Here is a 17,002-nt window from a genome sequence, read left to right as displayed (position 1 = left end):
CTGGTCTCGGACAGTCGTCACGACGTCCCCATGACGTCTGTCAGGTGGGCCCCCATCGGACAGGTGCCGGGTCAGTTGCGCACGCCAACGTTGAGCGCGATGGCGGTCGGCGGGTCGTCGGCAGCGCCAGTGGTCAGACGGGACACGTCGTAGACCGCTCCGGTGTCGACGTTCCAGGCCAAGATCCACCGGCCGTGGCTGCCGACCGACTCGTACAGGACGGTCGTGGCGTCGGCCCAGCCGAGCACCGTGCAGCACCCCTTGAACCGGCCGGTCTGTCCGTCCGGGTTCTCCGGTGCCAGCAGGACACGGGCCGAGGCAGACCCCGCGTCGACGACCAACAGTCCCTGGTAGATCGGGCCGTTGCCGCGCCGAATCACCTCTGCCGTCACGTTCTGGTCGAAGAACACACCCGTCGCCGCCAACACACCCGTGCTGACCGTGTCCTTAAACACTGAGGCCACCGGGGCCCGCACGGGGGACTCAGCCCCTGGGTGCCCCAGCTCGTCGAACCTCGTGACCATCAGCCCGTCCGAGTTCATGTCGACAGACGTGACCCGGAAAGTTCCGTCGTACCCAGCATCGACCCGCACGGCCTTCGCGCCCGCTTTCCCGGGGTCGATGACCCAGGCCTGATGATCGGCATCCCGAGCCACGATCGCACTGCCCGAGGCATTCCATCCGGCCCACTCCACGACCAGGGACGGCACCGGATAGGAGACCGTTTCACCGGTCTGGGTGTCGAGGCGGACCACGTGGTCCCGTTGGGGGAAGACGACGTACCGCCCTCCCCCGCCGAAGGCACGGGGACCCAGCGGCGTCGCGGCGTTCCCGTTGGCCTCGTCCGTGCTCACCAGGTCGACCTTGTCGACGACGGTCTGCGTCCCGTCCCTCGCCACGAGCACGGGATGGAAGACGTCCCCGTCCGCGCGCAGGTAGACCGCGACCACTGACGCGGGCGGGCCGGCAAACGGGTGGGCGGCGTTCCTGGCGCGGACGTCGATGACCGAGGGCAGCCCGGCATCGAAGTCGGGCAGCTGCGCCTCGGCGCCCTCCAGGGGCATGACCGCGTATGCCGTTCCGTCCGACAGGGTGCCGGTGCGGGCCGGCGTCGTGGAGGTGATGGCGGGCGTCGGCCGGGGCTTGGTGGAGCCCCCCAGCTGGACGGCGGCGACAGCCAGCCCCACCGCCGCGACGACACCGACGGCGCCCACCGCCAACCGGCGGCGACGTGCTCGCTCGGCCAGGGCAGCCGCCCACGCACCCTGGGCGAAGTCCACCTCCGGCAGCTGCTCGCTGGCCCGCTCGAGGAGGCTGCCGAGATCCCGTTCGGTCATGGCTGGTCCTTTCCGGACAGGTGTGGCGCGAAGTCCGGCAGCAGCGTGCGCAGCCGACCCAGCGCCGCGTGCGTCTGGCTCTTCACCGTGCCGACCGAGACGCCGAGAACCTCCGCGGCCTCGCCTTCGCTGCGGTCCTCGAAGAAGCGCAGCACGACCATCGCGCGCTGCTTGGGCGTGAGCTCTGCCAGGGCTCGTTCGAGGTCGACCCGCTGCCCGGTCTGTTCCGATCGATCGTGGACCGGGACCTCGATGAGCGGCAGGGACGACAGCGACTCGCGCCGAGTCCTGCGCCACGAGGACACGGCGTCGCGGTAGAGGATCCGCCGCACGTAGGCGTCAGGGTTCTCGTGCCGGAGCCTGTCCCAACGGGCTGCGACCTTGGTCAGAGCTGCCTGGAGGAGGTCCTCGGCCAGGTGGGCGTCACCGCAGACGAGGTACGCCGCGCGAAGCAACCGGTGCTGGCGCGCCCGCACGTAGCGAGCGAACTCCTCGTCCATCTCGTGCCGCATGCCACCTCCCACCTCGGCGAGTCATCTCACCTCAGTAACGCACGAGAGCACGCAAAAGGTTGGCGTCAGCAGCCGAGCAGGCGCGCTCCGAGGTACTCCTCCACCTTGTCGAGCGAGACGCGCTCCTGCGCCATGGTGTCGCGCTCACGGATGGTGACCGCCTGGTCCTCGAGGGTGTCGAAGTCCACGGTGATGCAGAACGGCGTGCCGATCTCGTCCTGACGACGGTAGCGACGACCGATCGCCCCCGCGTCGTCGAAGTCGATGTTCCAGTGCTTGCGCAGGGTGGCCGCGAGGTCGCGGGCCTTCGGCGACAGGTCGGCGTTGCGCGACAGCGGCAGCACCGCCGCCTTGACCGGCGCGAGGCGCTTGTCGAGCTTGAGCACCACGCGCTTGTCGACGCCGCCCTTGGTGTTGGGGGCCTCGTCCTCGGTGTAGGCGTCGACGAGGAAGGTCATCAGGCTTCGCGACAGGCCCGCCGCGGGCTCGATGACGTAGGGCGTGTACTTCTCGCCGCTCGCCTGGTCGAAGTAGACGAGGTCGGTGCCCGAGTGCTTGCTGTGCGTGGTGAGGTCGAAGTCGGTGCGGTTGGCGATGCCCTCGAGCTCGCCCCACTCGCTGCCGGTGAAGCCGAAGCGGTACTCGATGTCGACGGTGCGCTTGGAGTAGTGGCTGAGCTTCTCCTGGGCGTGCTCGAAGTGGCGCAGGTTGTCGGGGTTGATCCCGAGGTCGGTGTACCAGCGGGTGCGCTCGTCGATCCAGTACTGGTGCCAGTCCTCGTCCTCGCCGGGCTTGACGAAGAACTCCATCTCCATCTGCTCGAACTCGCGCGTGCGGAAGATGAAGTTGCCCGGGGTGATCTCGTTGCGGAAGCTCTTGCCGGTCTGGGCGATGCCGAACGGCGGCTTCTTGCGGGCCGTGTTCATCACGTTGAGGAAGTTGAGGAAGATGCCCTGCGCGGTCTCGGGCCGCAGGTAGTGCAGGCCCGACTCGTCCTCGACGACACCGAGGTAGGTCTTCAGCAGCCCGGAGAACTGGCGCGGCTCGGTCCACTGGCCACGGGTGCCGCAGTTGGTGCAGGCGACGTCGGCGAGCTTGACCTCGTCGGGCGAAGTCAGCCCGTGCTTGGCCCCCGACTTCTCGAACACCGCTTCCTGGAGGTGGTCGGCGCGGAACCGCTTGTGGCAGGACAGGCACTCGACGAGCGGGTCGGAGAACGTCGCGACGTGACCGGAGGCCTCCCAGGTCTGGAGCGGAAGGATCACGGAGGAGTCCAGGCCCACGACGTCGTCGCGGCTGGTGACCATGCTCTTCCACCACTGGCGCTTGATGTTCTCCTTCAGCTCGACGCCGAGCGGGCCGTAGTCCCACGCCGACCTCGTACCTCCGTAGATCTCGCCGCAGGGAAAGACGAAGCCTCGGCGCTTGCAGAGGGAGACGACGGTGTCGACGGTGGAAGGTGCAGCCATGCGCAGAAGGTTACTGTGCGTGCGTCGGCTCGGCTCTCGACGGGTATGCCGCGTGGCCGCCTCCGTCGAATGGTGGTCCCGACCACCACGGGCCCCGCCTAGCCTTGGTGGCCATGAGTGACCACCCCGTCTCCACGCGGGCGGTGCGGATCCAGCAGGCCGAGTCCTTCCGGATGCTCTTCGACTTCGCCCGCAAGTCCGGCTACCAGGAGCACCGCCTCGAGCCCGGCGTGCTCGACTTCACCTTCGGCGACCCGCACGAGCTGCCCCAGCCGGCCTACGTCGAGGCGCTGCGAGAGGCCGCCCTGCCCAAGGACGAGCTCTGGTTCGCCTACAAGTTCAGCCAGGAGCCGGCCCAGGAGGCGGCCGCCGCCTCGCTGTCGCGGCACCTCGGGATCGCGTGGCCGGCCGACCGCGTCCGCATGACCACCGGCGGCTTCGGTGCCATCGCCACCGCGCTCAAGACCGTGGCGGACCCCGGCGACGAGGTCATCTTCAGCCTCCCGCCGTGGTTCCTGTACGAGTCCCTGGTCCTCGAGGCCAGCCTGGTGCCGATCAAGGTGCGGATCGACCCCGCGACCTTCGACCTCGACCTGGCCGCCATCGAGGCCGCGATCACCCCGAGGACTCGGGTGGTCATCGTGAACACCCCGAACAACCCCACCGGTCGGATCTACCCTGCGTCGACCCTGCAGGCCCTGGGCGCGCTGCTCGAGGAGGCGTCCGCCAGGAACGGCCGGCGGATCTACCTCGTGTCCGACGAGGCGTACAACCGGCTGGTCTTCGACGGGGCACGCTTCGTCAGCCCGGGCCAGCACTACCCCTACACCCTGCTCTGCTACTCCTACGGCAAGGTCCTGGTGTCACCCGGACAGCGGCTGGGCTACCTCGCGCTGCCCCCGTCGATGCCCGCCGACGTGGTGGACGCCATCATCGAGGCCGTGGAGAGCGTCCAGATCGCTGCGGGGTGGCTCTTCCCGAACAACGTGATGCAGTACGCCACCCCGCGCCTCGAGGAGCTCAGCCTCGACGTGGCTCACTTGCAGGTCAAGCGTGACTTCATGGTCGAGGGGCTTCGCCGGATCGGCTACGACCTCAGGGTGCCCGAGGCGACCTTCTACCTCTTCCCCCGCTCGCCGGTGCCCGACGACGAGGCGTTCGTGCGACTGCTCTCAGACCTGGGCGTGATCGTGATGCCCGGCAGGATCTTCGAGACGCCGGGCTTCTTCCGGATCTCCCTGACCCAGACCCTCCCGGTGATGGAGCAGAGCCTGCCGCGGTTCGCGACGGCGCTGGCGCAGGTCCGAGGCACCTGACGACATAGGGTTTCGCCCGTGCCCTCCCTGCGTGAACGCGTCGCCGACGTCAGCCTGCCCGTCATCAACGCCCTGAACCGGATGCCTCGTGCGGTCCCCTTCCTCCTGGTCCTGGGCCTGATGGTCGCCGGCATCCTCGTCCCGACGTGGGGCTGGCTGTTCCTCGTGGTCGTCGTGGCCTTCCTCGGCTGGACCCTCTACCTGGCGTGGCCGGCGCTGGACCGGACCGCACGACTGGGCAGGTTCGCGGTTCTGCTGATCGCCGTGGCCATCACCATCACGCGAGCCATCCCGCGCACCTGAGCGTCGCCAGGCGACTTTGACAATCGTTCTCACTTCAGATGAGAATGATTGTCATGACGCTTCGCCCCCTCGGTCTGGTCGCAGGCCTCTTGTCCATCGCCATGGTCTCCGCCTGCGGCGGGGCCGGGGGGCGCGGCGCCGACGACCGTCGACTGGGTGTCGTGGCCGCCTTCTACCCCCTGGAGTACGCCGTGTCCCAGATCGGGGGCAGCCACGTGGTCGTCACGGGCCTGACCAAGCCCGGCGCCGAGCCGCACGACCTCGAGCTCAGCCCGCGGCAGGTCGCGAAGGTCGCGGAGGCGGACCTCGTGGTCTACGAGAAGCACTTCCAGCCCGCTGTCGACGCCGCCGTCGACGGGCAGGCACATGACACGGCTCTCGACGTCTCCCCTGCCGCGCGGCTCGACCTGGTCGCGGTCGAGGACGGTCACGACCACGGTGGCGAGACGCAGGAGGAACACGCCGGGCACGCAGCCGACGCGTCAGGCACTCGCGACCCGCACTTCTGGCTCGACCCCATGCGCTACGCCGACGTCGGCGACGCGATCGCCGCCGAGCTGACAACGCGAGACAAGGCGAACGCCGCGGCATACCAGGCGAATGCGAAGGTGTTCCGAGCGGCGATGACCACCCTGGACGCCGAGTTCCGGACCGGCTTGAAGAGCTGCGCCAACCACGAGCTCGTCACCTCGCACGCTGCCTTCGGCTACCTCTCCGAGTCCTACGGCTTCCACCAGGAGTCCATCACGGGCCTGACCCCCGACGCCGAACCGAGCCCGGCTGCCATGGCGGTGCTGACCAGGCACATCCGCGAGACCGGCGCGAGCACCGTGTATGCCGAGACGCTCGTGAGCGAGGACGTCGCCAAGACACTGGCCCAGGAGACCGGTGCGAGACTGGCCGTGCTCGACCCGATCGAGGGCATCACCAGCGCCTCGGCCGGTCGCGACTACCCCGCGGTGATGCGGGCCAACCTGGGGATCCTGCGCGCGGGACAGGAGTGTTCATGACCACCACGGACGTGCCACCGATCATCGAGCTGCGGCGCGCGAGCTTCGGCTACGCGGACCAGCCGGTCGTCACCGGCGCCACGCTGACGGTCCGTCCCGGAGAGGTGGTGGCGGTCCTAGGGCCGAACGGGTCCGGCAAGTCGACCCTGGTCCGCGGTCTGCTCGGCCTCAACGACCACCTCGGTGGCGACGTGGAGCTGTTCGGCCAGCCGCGTGAGTCCTTCTCGGACTTCGCCCGGCTCGGTTACGTGCCCCAACGGCACACCCTCTCGGCGTCCGTGCGGGCCACCGTCACCGAGATCGTCGCGGTCGGACGACTGCCCCACCACCGCTGGTGGCGACCGGTCATCAGGACGGCGCAGGACGCCGCCATCATCGACCGCGCCCTCGACGTCGTCGGGCTGAACGACCGTGCGCACGCCGACGTGGCAACCCTGTCGGGCGGCCAGCAGCGCCGCGTCCTCATCGCCCGGGCGCTGGCGTCCAACCCCGACGTCCTGCTGATGGACGAGCCGACTGCCGGGGTGGACGCCGCCAACCAGCAGGTGCTGTCGGCGGTGCTGGCCCGGCTCGCCGGACGCGGCACCACGATGGTCATCGTCACCCACGAGCTCGCCGCCCTCGCCGACATCGTCACCCGGATCGTGGTCGTGCAAGCCGGGCGGATCGCCTTCGACGGGTCGCGTGACGAGTTCGCTGCCCGGACAGGCGAGTTCGCGTCGTCCGCCGACAACCACCACCATGAGGACGAGGACCGCATGACCACCTCGAGACTGCCCGGCGCCCCATCAGCCGGCCCCCTCGACCCGCGCGGAGGTGTGCGTTCATGAGCGAGCTGCTGTCCCTCGACTTCATGCGGCAGGCCCTCATCGCCGCCGTCCTGGTCGGTGTCGCCGCGCCCCTCGTCGGGGTCTTCCTCGTCCAGCGCCGGCTGTCCCTCATCGGTGACGGCATGGGTCACGTCGCCCTCGCCGGTGTCGCGGTCGGCGTGCTTACCGGCCAGGCCCCGGTCGTCACTGCCCTGGTGGCTGCCGTTGCCGCGGCGGTCGCGATCGAGGTGATCCGCGGGCGGGGCCGGACCAGTGGCGACATCGCCCTCGCCGTGATGTTCTACGGCGGTATCGCCGCCGGTGTGGTGATCATCGCGAAGTCGCCGAGCAGCAGCCCTGCCAACCTCACGGCCTACCTGTTCGGTGCGATCACCACGGCCGACCAGCGCGACCTGTGGGTGTTCGCCGGACTCGCCCTGGTGGTGCTCTTCGCGACCTGGCTGCTCCGGCCGTGGCTGTTCGCCGTCGCCAACGACGAGGAGTACGCCCGGGCCAGCGGGCTTCCCGTCACCGGCCTCAACATCGCCCTGGCCGTGCTCACAGCCGTGACGGTGGTGGTGTCGATGCGCGTGGTCGGGCTGCTGCTCATCAGCGCCCTCATGATCATCCCCAACGCGACCGCCCAGCTGCTGGGGCGCAGCTTCCGCGCATCCACGCGATGGGCGGTGCTCGTGGGCGTCGTGTCCAGTGTCGGCGGGGTGATCATGTCGTTCTACGCCGAAACCCCTTCCGGCGGAACGATCGTGCTGCTGGCCATCGGGTTCTTCGTGGTGGCCGCCACCGGCACGGGGGCAGTCGCCAGGGCGCGGGCCCACCAGCACCGAAGAGCCGAGCGCCACGACCACGAGCACGGTCCCGAGTGCGGCCACCCCGCAGTCGCCCACGGCGACCACGTCGACTACGTCCACGACGGGCACCGGCACGCTCCGCACGAGGGTCACTACGACGAGCACGACCCCGCCAGGCACGAGGCGATCAGCCACCACCACGACGGCAGTCCGCACGACGGCAGTCATGAGGCCGAGAAGGAGAAGGCACCACAATGACCGGAGTCCAGGAACGGCCCACCACCGAGGGCGCTCGGCGCCCCACCCGCCAGCGAGCCGCTGTCACTGCCGTCCTGGCCGAGACCGGCGAGTTCCGCTCTGCGCAGGAGCTGCACGCCCTGCTGCGCGAGGGCGGGGACAAGGTCGGGCTCGCCACCGTCTACCGCAACCTCCAGGCGATGGCCGCCGAGGGCGAGATCGACATGTTGCGCACCGACGAGGGCGAAGCCGTCTACCGCGCCTGCTCGACCGGCCACCACCACCACCTGGTCTGCCGCGAGTGCGGCCGGACCGTCGAGGTCGAGGGTGCCGCCGTCGAGGCATGGGCGGCTCGGGTCAGTGCGGAGCACGGGTTCACCGAGGTGCGCCACACGCTGGAGATCTTCGGCACCTGCGCCACCTGCGCCTCGTCCTGACCGCTGCTCGCGGTGGGGGGCCCCTCGTCAGGTCGTGGAAAGGTCGACTGCCCCGCCGTAGCGTCGATCACGCTCGGCGTAGGTCTGGATGGCCGCCCACAGGTGGCGCCGGTCGTAGTCGGGCCACAGCGTGTCCTGGAAGACCATCTCGGCGTAGGCGCTCTGCCACAGCAGGAAGTTGCTGGTCCGCTGCTCCCCCGAGCTGCGCACGAACAGGTCGACGTCCGGCATGTCGGCCTCGGGCAGGTGCCGCGCGATCGTCTTCTCGTCGATCGATCCCGGCTTGAGCTTGCCACGCTGCACCTGCTCGGCGATCCGCTGCACCGCGTCGGCGATCTCCGCACGCCCGCCGTAGTTGACGCAGAAGTACAGGGTCAGCCCGGTGTTGTGCTTGGTCAGCTCCTGGGCGATCTCGAGCTCCTTGATGACCGAGCCCCACAGGCGCGGCCGCCGACCGACCCACCGCATGCGGACGCCCCACTCGTGCAGCTGGTCGCGACGGCGCCGGATCACGTCGCGGTTGAAGCCCATGAGGAAACGCACCTCGTCGGGGCTGCGCTTCCAGTTCTCGGTGGAGAAGGCGTAGGCCGACAGGTGGGTCACACCGGCCTCGACCGCGCCGGCCGTCACGTCGAGCAGGGCCGCCTCTCCGGCTTCGTGGCCCTTGGTGCGGGGCAGGCCTCGCTGGTTGGCCCAGCGTCCGTTGCCGTCCATGACGATCGCGACGTGGCGTGGCACGAGCTCGGCGGGCAGCGACGGTGGCTGGGCGCCGCTCGGGTGGGCGAACGGCCGGGGGTATGCCGTGCTCACGCCTTGGCCACCTGGGCGGCGGCGTGTGCCGCCTCGACCTTCTCCACCACGCTGAGCGGTGCGGGCGACCACGTCACGCGGGAGTCGAGCCGGGGCTGGTCGGGGTCACGTCGGTCCACGAGGCGCAACGATCGCACACCCCGCTCGAGGTGCCACTGGAGGAAGGCGCTGGCCAGGGTGCTGCCCTCTCGGCGGTGTCGCCCCTGCGACGCGTCGGCGATGACCCAGTCCCCGGCCAGCAGGGCGGCCAAGAGGGCGAGCGTCTCGGGCGCGGGCGCAGCAGACCCGACCGGACGGCATACGGGGCAGACAGTGCCACCCGAGGCGAGGTTGAACGCGCGGTGCGGCCCCTCGGCGCCGCAGCGTGCACAGTCGTGGAAGCTCGGCGCCCAGCCGGCCACGGCGAGCGCGCGAAGCAGGTAGGCGTCGAGGACCAGGCCGGGGTCGTGCAGTCCCTCGGCCATCGAGCGCAGCGCGCCCTGGAGCAGGAGGTACTGCTGGAGGTTGGGTTCGCGCTCCTCGGTGAGCCGATCGGCGGTCTCGAGCATCGCGGCCGCGGCGGTGTAGGTCGTGTAGTCCCGCGCCAGCACGTCACCCCAGGAGGCCAGCGTCTCGGCCTGGGTCACGGTGTCGAGGTTGCGGCCCTCATAGCACTGGACGTCCACCATCATCGCCGGTTCGAGCCGCGCCCCGAAGCGGCTCTTGGTGCGACGGACACCCTTGCCGACGACGCGGACCTTGCCCAGGGTGCGCGTGAGCAGGGTGACGATGCGGTCGGCCTCACCCAGCTTCTGGGTGCGCAGGACGATCCCTTCGTCGCGGTAGAGCGGCATGCCTCCATTGTCGCAAGTCCCGGGCCCGAAGCTCGTCTGCCGTGCCGCGCGGCTCAGAGACCGAAGCCGTAGACCGCCACGACCACGATGAGGACCAGCAGCACCACTGCGACCAGCCCCACCCACAAACCACACGCCAGTCCGCTGGCCAGCTTGTCGTCGCCAGTGTCCCTCTGCGCCATGGGACGACGGTAGCGCCACCCGGCAGCACCACTTGGAGAACCGCTTGGAGCTGCCGAGCCCGACAGACGCTGAAAGGCTAGAACACCTGTTCGAAGATGGGTTATCGTGGGGGCATGTCCATGGCCTTCCAGGGCTCGCTCCTCGACACCGCTGACGAGATCGAGCTGCACCCGTTGTCGGGGGGCCTGACGCGCACGGAGCTGTCGCGCGGTGCGTGGGTCGACTACCGACCGGGCTGGCTCGCCGGCGCCGACACGCTGTTCGAGTCCCTGCACGGCGAGGTGCCGTGGCACGCGGAGCGCCGCGAGATGTACGAGCGGATGGTGGATGTTCCCCGACTGCTGAAGTTCTACGACGAGGACGAGGCTCTCCCCCACCCGGTCCTCACGCAGGCCCGCGACGCCCTGTCCCGGTGGTATGCCGCGGAGCTCGGCGAGCCCTTCGTGACCGCCGGGATGTGTCTCTATCGCGACGGCCGCGACTCCGTCGCGTGGCACGGCGACCGGATAGGCCGCGCCAAGGACCTGGACACCATGGTCGCGATCCTGTCCATCGGCTCGGCCCGCACCCTGGCCCTGCGGCCACGGGGTGGCGGGGAGTCGAGGGGCTTCTCCCTCGGCCACGGCGACCTGGTGGTCATGGGTGGCTCGTGCCAGCGCACGTGGGACCACGCGATCCCCAAGACCACCAAGGCGGTCGGTCCGCGCATCTCGATCCAGTTCCGCCCCCGCGGCGTCCGCTGACCCGCCGATCCCACGGCACGCGACGACCGAGCCGGTCCGCCGGCGCCAAGCGGCCGCCCCTCGGCGTTTGTGCAGGTCAGGGCAGATTGGGGGTTGCCAAACTTGGTGGGGATGGGTCATCCTTCCGGGCACGAGTCAGTGTCGACTTGTCCGCTATGGGGGGATTCCACATGCGCCTGCACCTCACCCGTCGCCCGCTCTGCGTCCTCGCTGCCCTGGTGGCCGCCCTGGTCGCCTTCGTCGGCGGCGCCGTGCCGGCCGGTGCGGCCAAACCCGTACGCGCCAGCGTCTCGATCACGAGTCCGGCGGACGGGACGTCGGGCACGGCGGTCCTCGTGCCGGTCTCGGGCAAGGCGAGCTCGCCGAACGGCACCGTGACCATGGTCGTCGACGGCGTCGAGACCGGTCAGACGCCCACCGTCGACAGCCGCGGCGCCTGGTCGACCACCGTGGGTTCCCTCCAGGTCGGCGACCACAGCATCTGCGCGCTGGTCCGGGTCGACGACGTGACGCCCGCCACCGCGTGCGTGAACCGCACCGTCCGACCTGACCCGAACGCGTTCGCCGTCGCCTGGCCCGAGCAGGGTGCGTCGGTGGCGACCCGCTTCTCCGTGAGCGGTCCATGCCAGAACGGCACCCAGGTCTCCCTCGCACTGGACGGCGGCTCCACGGCCACGGTCGACTGCAGCAACGACTTCTTCTACCAGGAGTACTACGGGGTGGCCGCCGGGTCGCACTCGCTGAGGGTGGAGGCTCGGTATGCGGGGACGAGCTTCGCCTCGGCCGACCGTTCGTTCACCGTCGTGGCGCCCCCACCGGTCGTCGTGGAGGTCACCTCCCCCGCCGACGGGTCGACCGTCGACACCGAGGCGGTCTACATCCGGGGCACGAGCAACCGTCCGGGCCAGACCGTCATCGTGTCCATCAACGGCCACGACGTCCGTGAGGCGTTCTCCGACGGCGACGGCAACTGGAACGCCTACGCCTACCTGACCTACGGGGACAACACGATCTGCGCTCGCCTCACCGACGGCGAGGGATTCACCGGTGAGGGTTGCGCCGCCGTCCGCTTCGCGATCGACCCGTCCCGCCTCACCATCGACGCCCCGCAGGAGGGCAGCCTCCACAACGCGTTCGTCGACTTCTCCGGCCAGTGTGCCGAGGGCACGACCGTGCGCATCAGCGTCGACTCCGACCCGTGGGTCGCCGAGCAGAACTGCTACTCCGGCACCTACAGCGGCGGCCTGGCCTACGTCGCCGACGGCGAGCGCACCCTGACCGTGAGCATGGTCGCCTCGCAGCAGGTCATCGCGACGAAGACCCGCACCTTCACCGTCGACACGCTCGCCCCGGCACCGCCCACCATCGTCTCGCCCACACCGGGCTCGACGATCAAGACCCGCACGGTCACCCTCTCGGGCACGACCGTCGAAGGCGGGCTCACCATCGGCGTCCTGCACTCCGACGGGGCGCCCTACACGACCACCACGTCGAGCTCCTCCGGCACGTGGTCGGTCGTCCTGGGAGAGGACTACTTCGCCCGAGCCGGTGTCCTCACCGGCAAGGCCGGCTCCGTCACTGTGCGGGCGACGGCCACCGACCCCGTGGGTAACGAGTCGGCGCCGACGAGCGCCACCTACACGACCCGCATCCGCTGACGGAGACGGCGACGGTATGCCGCGTGGCCCAGCCACGCGGCATACCTCAGGTCACTCGCCCGGGGCCATCCGCTCCGCACGGTTGACGGCGGACAGCACCGCGGTGAGTGACGCCTTGACGATCGAGGAGTGCAGGCCGACGCCCCAGAGCACGCGGTCGCCGACGGCGCACTCGACGTAGGCGGCAGCCTTCGCGTCGCCACCTGCGGACAGCGCGTGCTCCGCGTAGTCGAGGACGCGGACGTCGACCCCGAGGGTCGACAACGCGTCGATGAACGCGGCGATCGGTCCGTTGCCGGTGCCCTCGATCGTGACCTCCACGCCGCGGTCGAGCATGGTCGCGCTGATCCGGTCGACGCCGCCCTGCTCGCTGATGAGCGAGTGGCTGACCGGCGTGAAGCGGCCCCACGTGTTGACGGCGCCGTCGACCGCGGGCAGGTACTCGTCCTGGAAGATCTCCCACAGCTGGGCCGCGCTGACCTCGCCACCCTCGCTGTCGGTCTTGGCCTGGACGACCCCGCTGAACTCGATCTGGAGACGACGCGGCAGGTCGAGCTGGTGCTCGGTCTTGAGCAGGTAGGCAACCCCGCCCTTGCCCGACTGGCTGTTGACGCGGACCACGGCCTCGTAGGAACGGCCCACGTCGTGCGGGTCGATCGGCAGGTAGGGCACGCCCCACACGAGCTCGTTGATGGACTTGCCGGACGCCTTGACCTGGCGGTCCATGTCCTCGAAGCCCTTCTTGATCGCATCCTGGTGAGACCCGGAGAATGCGGTGAAGACGAGGTCCCCGCCCCAGGGATGGCGTTCGCCGACGGGCAGCTGGTTGCAGTGCTCGACGGTGCGACGGATGTCGTCGAGGTTGGAGAAGTCGATCTGCGGGTCGATGCCCTGGCTGAAGAGGTTCATACCGAGGGTGACCAGGTCGACGTTGCCGGTGCGCTCCCCGTTGCCGAACAGGCAGCCCTCGATGCGGTCGGCGCCGGCGAGGTAGGCCAGCTCGGCCGCGGCCACGCCGGTCCCCCGGTCGTTGTGGGGGTGCAGGCTCACGACGATCGACTCGCGCCGCTCGAGGTGGCGGATCATCCACTCGATCGAGTCGGCGTAGACGTTGGGCGTGGCCATCTCGACCGTGGCCGGGAGGTTGATGATCATCTTGTGGTCCGGCGTGGGGTCGATGACGTCGGCCACCTCGTTGCAGATGCGCACCGCGAACTCGAGCTCGGTGCCGGTGTAGGACTCCGGGCTGTACTCGTAGTAGACGATCGTGTCGGGGATGGTCTCCTCGAGCTTGCGGCACAGTCGCGCTGCCTGGAGGGCGATGTCGACGATGCCGTCCTGGTCGAGCCCGAAGACCACGCGACGCTGCAGGATCGACGTCGAGTTGTAGAAGTGCACGATCGCCTGCTTGGCCCCGCGGATGGAGTCGAAGGTCCGCTCGACCAGGTGGTCGCGGCACTGGGTCAGGACCTGGATCGTCACGTCGTCGGGGATCATGTCGTCCTCGATGAGCATCCGCACGAAGTCGAAGTCGGTCTGGCTCGCCGAGGGGAAGCCGACCTCGATCTCCTTGTAGCCCATCCGCACGAGGAGCTCGAACATCCGCTTCTTGCGGTCCGGGCTCATCGGGTCGATGAGCGCCTGGTTGCCGTCGCGCAGGTCGACCGCGCACCAGCGCGGGGCACGCTCGATGACGCGCGTCGGCCAGGTGCGGTCCGGCAGCTCGAAGGGGATCTGGTCCTTGAACGGCACGTACTTCGCGACCGGCATACCCGACGGCTGCTGGGGGTGGATCATGTTCTCTCGCCTCACGATTCGCTGCAGGTGGCTGTACTCAGGGTCTCAGCCGGCAACGCGAACTCCGCGACGAGGGGCGGCTGATCGGTCAGGCCCCGCCGCGGCGGCGAAGGAGGAGGCGCAAGGAACGCACGGGACGAGGGTATGCCGCGTGCCCGGCCCACGTCCAACGTCCGAACCACGTCGCCCACCATCCGGACGTTGGCCCGGTAGGTTGCCGCCATGATGATCCGACCGGACACCCTCGCGGCCATCAAGGCGGGCGACGTCGATCTGGCGTTCCGGCGCTGGGACCGTCCGCGGGTCGTCGTGGGCACCCGGCTGCGCACCCGCGTGGGCCTGCTGGAGGTGACCTCCGTCGACAAGGTGGCCCCCTCGCGCATCACTGCAGAGGAGGCCCGGCGGGCCGGCGCGAAGTCCCTCCTCGAGCTGCGCCGGATGCTGGAGGCCAAGGCCGACCGCCCGGTGTGGCGGGTCGGGCTGCGCCACGCGGGAGCCGACCCGAGGGAGCAGCTGCGCGCCACCCTGCCTGAGGCCGACGAGGTGGCCACGATCCGCGAGCGACTCGACCGGCTCGACCGCGCCTCGGGGATCGGCCCCTGGACGAGGGCGACGCTGGCGATCATCGACCGCTTCCCCACGGTCCGCGCGCCGGAGCTTGCCGCCGAGCTGGGCCGGGACACCCCCAGCTTCAAGCGTGACGTCCGCAAGCTCAAGGAGCTCGGCCTCACGGAGTCGCTCGACATCGGCTACCGGCTCTCACCCCGCGGCGCGGCCGTGGTCGACGCCGAGTCGGGTGCTCCTCGGTTGGACCGGGCCACAGCCCCCGACGGCACTCCCCTGCCTCGCATCGGCGCCCCGGCGACGCGGGCTCTGCGGGCCGAGGGGATCTGGACCCTGGAGCAGGTCAGGGACCGCAGCGAGGAAGGGCTGGCGGCGCTCCACGGCGTGGGGCCGATCGCCCTGCGCTTCCTGCGAGAGGCGCTGGCCGAACGCGGCTGGACCTTCGCCGGTCAGTCGAAGATCCCTGAGTAGGCGTTGAGGGCGGGCTGCCCGCCGAGATGTGCGTAGAGCACCGTCGAGTCCTCGGGGATCTCGCGGGACGTCACGAGGTCGACGAGGCCGGCCATCGACTTTCCCTCGTAGACGGGGTCGATGATCATGCCTTCCAGCCGGCCACTCAGCCTGATGGCGTCGACCGTTGACTCCACCGGGATGCCGTAGAGGTCGCCGGCCCAGCCTTCGAGCACCGTCACCTCGTCGTCACGGAGCGGCCGGCCGACCCCGATGAGGTCTGCGGTGTGCTGCGCTATGCGCTGCACTTGGTCGCGCGTCTTGTCGATCGTCGCCGAGGCATCGATCCCCAGCACCCGGCGAGGCCGACCGCCCCCATCCTCGAGCGCCGCGAACCCGGCGATCATGCCGGCGTGGGTCGACCCGGTCACCGTGCAGACGACGATCGTGTCGAAGAAGACCCCGAGCTCCTTCTCCTGCTCGACCACCTCGTAGGCCCAGTTGGCGAAGCCGAGCCCGCCGAGCCGGTGCTCCGACGCGCCGGCCGGGATGCCGTAGGGCTTGCCGCCCGCCTCCTCGACCTCGCGGAGGGCGTCCTCCCAGGACGAGCGGATGCCGATGTCGAAGCCGTGCGGGTCCAGGCGGGCGTCGGCGCCCATGATCCGTGACAGCAGGATGTTGCCCACCTTGTCGTTGACCGGGTCGTCCCAGTCCACCCACTTCTCCTGCACGAGGCGGCACCTGAGACCGAGGTGCGCCGCGACCGCCGCCACCTGACGCGTGTGGTTCGACTGGTACCCACCGATGGACACGAGCGTGTCTGCACCCTGGGCGAGCGCGTCCGGCACGATGTACTCGAGCTTGCGGGTCTTGTTGCCACCAAAGGCCAGTCCGCTGTTGCAGTCCTCGCGCTTGGCCCACACCTGGGCGCCACCGAGGTGCTCGGTGAGGCGCGCGAGGCGGTGCACCGGGCTCGGGCCGAAGGTGAGCGGGTAGCGCTCGAAGTCGTGGATCGACATGGCGTCTCCTGGGCTGAGAGGGCTGGCTGGGCTGAAGCGGTCAGGTGTCGAGCAGGGGTGCGAGGGTCTGCCACGTCTCGTGGGAGACCTCGGCGGCGGCCTCGCGGTCCCCCGCCTCGCACAGGTCGATGAGCCGGGCGTGCAGGGCGACCGACCCGCGGCCTGAGAGCGAACTGAAGCGCAGTCGCTCGACCCGCCGAAGGACAGGGGTGAACTGGTCGAGGACGGCCGCCAGCGCCGCATTGCCCGCTGCCGAGACCGGTATGCCGTGGAGCTCGTCATCGGCGGCGAGCGCCGCCTCGGCGTCACCAGCCTCCAGAGCCGCACGGAAGCGCGCGTTGGCGTCGCGCATGCGGTCGAGGTCGTCGGCGGTCAGCTGTCCGACGGCGTCGTGGACGGCCAACCGATGCATCTGGGCAACGACTGCCTGGGCGTCACGGGCCGCGCGGTGGTCGAGCGAAGCCACCGTGGTCGAGCGGCCGGGGAGGGAGGCGACGAGCCCGGCCTGCTGGAGGCGGAGCAGGGCCTCCCGCACCGGTGTCCGGCTCACGCCGAGCCAGACCGCCAGCTCCTGGTCGCGGAGCTGCTCGCCGGGGGCGAGGGTGCCGTCGACGATCGCGTCCCTCACCCGCCGGTAGACGTCGTCGCGGAGCAGGGCACGGGACACGGGGGTCTGGGAGGACGGTATCGGCACCCGATATATTGC

General features: G+C 70.0%; 18 protein-coding genes. 9 read left to right on the top strand and 9 right to left on the bottom strand.

All coding sequences use genetic code 11. The features are described from left to right. Positions 1–71 precede the first annotated feature (71 nt). From AC1DWR_RS14150 to AC1DWR_RS14140, 3 genes are all read right to left on the bottom strand, one after another. Entirely contained in the window at positions 72–1,337 is a 1,266-nt protein-coding gene (locus AC1DWR_RS14150; RefSeq protein ID WP_477624683.1) for a hypothetical protein, read from the bottom strand. Next, positions 1,334–1,849, bottom strand: coding sequence for a SigE family RNA polymerase sigma factor (locus AC1DWR_RS14145; RefSeq protein WP_477624682.1), 516 nt, complete (start codon positions 1,847–1,849; stop codon positions 1,334–1,336). Before AC1DWR_RS14145 ends, AC1DWR_RS14150 begins: the two co-directional genes overlap by 4 nt. 65 nt (positions 1,850–1,914) lie before the next feature. Further along, complete coding sequence (locus AC1DWR_RS14140; protein ID WP_477624681.1) at positions 1,915–3,318, bottom strand: glycine--tRNA ligase; 1,404 nt, start codon at positions 3,316–3,318, stop codon at positions 1,915–1,917. Between the two features lie 113 nt (positions 3,319–3,431). Between AC1DWR_RS14140 and AC1DWR_RS14135 the strand changes: the two genes are divergently transcribed. From AC1DWR_RS14135 to AC1DWR_RS14110, 6 genes are read left to right on the top strand one after another with little or no spacing between them, the layout of a single operon-like run. Next, the gene (locus tag AC1DWR_RS14135) at positions 3,432–4,634 is read left to right on the top strand and encodes an aminotransferase class I/II-fold pyridoxal phosphate-dependent enzyme (RefSeq protein ID WP_477624680.1); all 1,203 of its coding nucleotides are present in this window, start codon (positions 3,432–3,434) and stop codon (positions 4,632–4,634) included. 18 nt (positions 4,635–4,652) lie between these two features. Then, a complete protein-coding gene (locus AC1DWR_RS14130; RefSeq protein ID WP_477624679.1) occupies positions 4,653–4,937 on the top strand; it encodes a DUF6703 family protein in 285 nt (94 codons plus the stop codon). Positions 4,938–4,990: 53 nt separating this feature from the next. Further along, positions 4,991–5,947, top strand: coding sequence for a metal ABC transporter substrate-binding protein (locus AC1DWR_RS14125; RefSeq protein ID WP_477624678.1), 957 nt, complete (start codon positions 4,991–4,993; stop codon positions 5,945–5,947). After that, on the top strand, positions 5,944–6,777 hold the full coding sequence (locus AC1DWR_RS14120; RefSeq protein WP_477612570.1) for a metal ABC transporter ATP-binding protein: 834 nt from the start codon (positions 5,944–5,946) through the stop codon (positions 6,775–6,777). The genes AC1DWR_RS14125 and AC1DWR_RS14120 overlap by 4 nt, the downstream gene beginning before the upstream one ends. Then, positions 6,774–7,823 carry a metal ABC transporter permease gene (locus tag AC1DWR_RS14115; RefSeq protein ID WP_477624677.1) on the top strand — a complete coding sequence of 350 codons (1,050 nt, stop codon included), beginning with the start codon at positions 6,774–6,776 and terminating at the stop codon, positions 7,821–7,823. Before AC1DWR_RS14120 ends, AC1DWR_RS14115 begins: the two co-directional genes overlap by 4 nt. Then, positions 7,820–8,239 carry a Fur family transcriptional regulator gene (locus AC1DWR_RS14110; RefSeq protein WP_477624676.1) on the top strand — a complete coding sequence of 140 codons (420 nt, stop codon included), beginning with the start codon at positions 7,820–7,822 and terminating at the stop codon, positions 8,237–8,239. Before AC1DWR_RS14115 ends, AC1DWR_RS14110 begins: the two co-directional genes overlap by 4 nt. 27 nt (positions 8,240–8,266) lie before the next feature. Here AC1DWR_RS14110 and AC1DWR_RS14105 read toward each other — a convergent pair whose 3' ends face one another. The 3 genes from AC1DWR_RS14105 to AC1DWR_RS14095 are packed head-to-tail and all read right to left on the bottom strand — an operon-like array spanning position 8,267 to position 10,064. Beyond that, positions 8,267–9,049 carry an isoprenyl transferase gene (locus AC1DWR_RS14105; protein WP_477624675.1) on the bottom strand — a complete coding sequence of 261 codons (783 nt, stop codon included), beginning with the start codon at positions 9,047–9,049 and terminating at the stop codon, positions 8,267–8,269. After that, positions 9,046–9,882: a DNA repair protein RecO gene (gene recO / locus AC1DWR_RS14100; protein ID WP_477612566.1), complete on the bottom strand. Its 837-nt coding sequence runs from the start codon at positions 9,880–9,882 to the stop codon at positions 9,046–9,048. The genes AC1DWR_RS14105 and recO overlap by 4 nt, the downstream gene beginning before the upstream one ends. Positions 9,883–9,935: 53 nt before the next feature. Then, positions 9,936–10,064, bottom strand: coding sequence for a hypothetical protein (locus AC1DWR_RS14095; RefSeq protein WP_477624674.1), 129 nt, complete (start codon positions 10,062–10,064; stop codon positions 9,936–9,938). Positions 10,065–10,178: 114 nt separating this feature from the next. Between AC1DWR_RS14095 and AC1DWR_RS14090 the strand changes: the two genes are divergently transcribed. Both AC1DWR_RS14090 and AC1DWR_RS14085 read left to right on the top strand, forming a co-directional pair. After that, on the top strand, positions 10,179–10,808 hold the full coding sequence (locus tag AC1DWR_RS14090) for an alpha-ketoglutarate-dependent dioxygenase AlkB (RefSeq protein WP_477624673.1): 630 nt from the start codon (positions 10,179–10,181) through the stop codon (positions 10,806–10,808). A gap of 170 nt (positions 10,809–10,978) precedes the next feature. Next, positions 10,979–12,466, top strand: coding sequence for a hypothetical protein (locus AC1DWR_RS14085; protein WP_477624672.1), 1,488 nt, complete (start codon positions 10,979–10,981; stop codon positions 12,464–12,466). 51 nt (positions 12,467–12,517) lie between these two features. Here AC1DWR_RS14085 and leuA read toward each other — a convergent pair whose 3' ends face one another. Beyond that, positions 12,518–14,263 carry a 2-isopropylmalate synthase gene (gene leuA / locus AC1DWR_RS14080; protein WP_477612563.1) on the bottom strand — a complete coding sequence of 582 codons (1,746 nt, stop codon included), beginning with the start codon at positions 14,261–14,263 and terminating at the stop codon, positions 12,518–12,520. A gap of 222 nt (positions 14,264–14,485) precedes the next feature. On the opposite strand from leuA, the gene AC1DWR_RS14075 reads away from it, so the two are divergent. Beyond that, positions 14,486–15,298: a hypothetical protein gene (locus tag AC1DWR_RS14075; RefSeq protein ID WP_477612562.1), complete on the top strand. Its 813-nt coding sequence runs from the start codon at positions 14,486–14,488 to the stop codon at positions 15,296–15,298. Here AC1DWR_RS14075 and AC1DWR_RS14070 read toward each other — a convergent pair. Together AC1DWR_RS14070 and AC1DWR_RS14065 are read right to left on the bottom strand one after the other, a co-directional pair. After that, complete coding sequence (locus tag AC1DWR_RS14070) at positions 15,277–16,296, bottom strand: 1-aminocyclopropane-1-carboxylate deaminase (protein WP_477612561.1); 1,020 nt, start codon at positions 16,294–16,296, stop codon at positions 15,277–15,279. The two genes, AC1DWR_RS14075 and AC1DWR_RS14070, sit on opposite strands and share 22 nt — an antisense overlap. 40 nt (positions 16,297–16,336) lie before the next feature. Then, complete coding sequence (locus tag AC1DWR_RS14065; protein WP_477612560.1) at positions 16,337–16,990, bottom strand: GntR family transcriptional regulator; 654 nt, start codon at positions 16,988–16,990, stop codon at positions 16,337–16,339. Between the last annotated feature and the right edge of the window lie 12 nt (positions 16,991–17,002).

It is taken from the genome of Pedococcus sp. P2_E2, assembly GCF_056403955.1.
The sequence above is the reverse complement of the archived record's forward strand: the minus strand, read 5'-3'. Positions and strand labels throughout refer to the sequence as shown.

What these genes read in the sequence shown, in the direction of transcription:
- AC1DWR_RS14135 (WP_477624680.1), top strand. Translation starts at nt 3,432, where the DNA reads ATGAGTGACCACCCCGTCTCCACGCGGGCGGTGCGGATCCAGCAGGCC.
- AC1DWR_RS14070 (WP_477612561.1), bottom strand. Translation starts at nt 16,296, where the DNA reads ATGTCGATCCACGACTTCGAGCGCTACCCGCTCACCTTCGGCCCGAGC.
- AC1DWR_RS14120 (WP_477612570.1), top strand. Translation starts at nt 5,944, where the DNA reads ATGACCACCACGGACGTGCCACCGATCATCGAGCTGCGGCGCGCGAGC.
- AC1DWR_RS14140 (WP_477624681.1), bottom strand. Translation starts at nt 3,318, where the DNA reads ATGGCTGCACCTTCCACCGTCGACACCGTCGTCTCCCTCTGCAAGCGC.
- recO (WP_477612566.1), bottom strand. Translation starts at nt 9,882, where the DNA reads ATGCCGCTCTACCGCGACGAAGGGATCGTCCTGCGCACCCAGAAGCTG.
- AC1DWR_RS14125 (WP_477624678.1), top strand. Translation starts at nt 4,991, where the DNA reads ATGACGCTTCGCCCCCTCGGTCTGGTCGCAGGCCTCTTGTCCATCGCC.
- AC1DWR_RS14075 (WP_477612562.1), top strand. Translation starts at nt 14,486, where the DNA reads ATGATGATCCGACCGGACACCCTCGCGGCCATCAAGGCGGGCGACGTC.
- leuA (WP_477612563.1), bottom strand. Translation starts at nt 14,263, where the DNA reads ATGATCCACCCCCAGCAGCCGTCGGGTATGCCGGTCGCGAAGTACGTG.
- AC1DWR_RS14095 (WP_477624674.1), bottom strand. Translation starts at nt 10,064, where the DNA reads ATGGCGCAGAGGGACACTGGCGACGACAAGCTGGCCAGCGGACTGGCG.
- AC1DWR_RS14115 (WP_477624677.1), top strand. Translation starts at nt 6,774, where the DNA reads ATGAGCGAGCTGCTGTCCCTCGACTTCATGCGGCAGGCCCTCATCGCC.
- AC1DWR_RS14090 (WP_477624673.1), top strand. Translation starts at nt 10,179, where the DNA reads ATGTCCATGGCCTTCCAGGGCTCGCTCCTCGACACCGCTGACGAGATC.
- AC1DWR_RS14145 (WP_477624682.1), bottom strand. Translation starts at nt 1,849, where the DNA reads ATGCGGCACGAGATGGACGAGGAGTTCGCTCGCTACGTGCGGGCGCGC.
- AC1DWR_RS14150 (WP_477624683.1), bottom strand. Translation starts at nt 1,337, where the DNA reads ATGACCGAACGGGATCTCGGCAGCCTCCTCGAGCGGGCCAGCGAGCAG.
- AC1DWR_RS14110 (WP_477624676.1), top strand. Translation starts at nt 7,820, where the DNA reads ATGACCGGAGTCCAGGAACGGCCCACCACCGAGGGCGCTCGGCGCCCC.
- AC1DWR_RS14085 (WP_477624672.1), top strand. Translation starts at nt 10,979, where the DNA reads ATGCGCCTGCACCTCACCCGTCGCCCGCTCTGCGTCCTCGCTGCCCTG.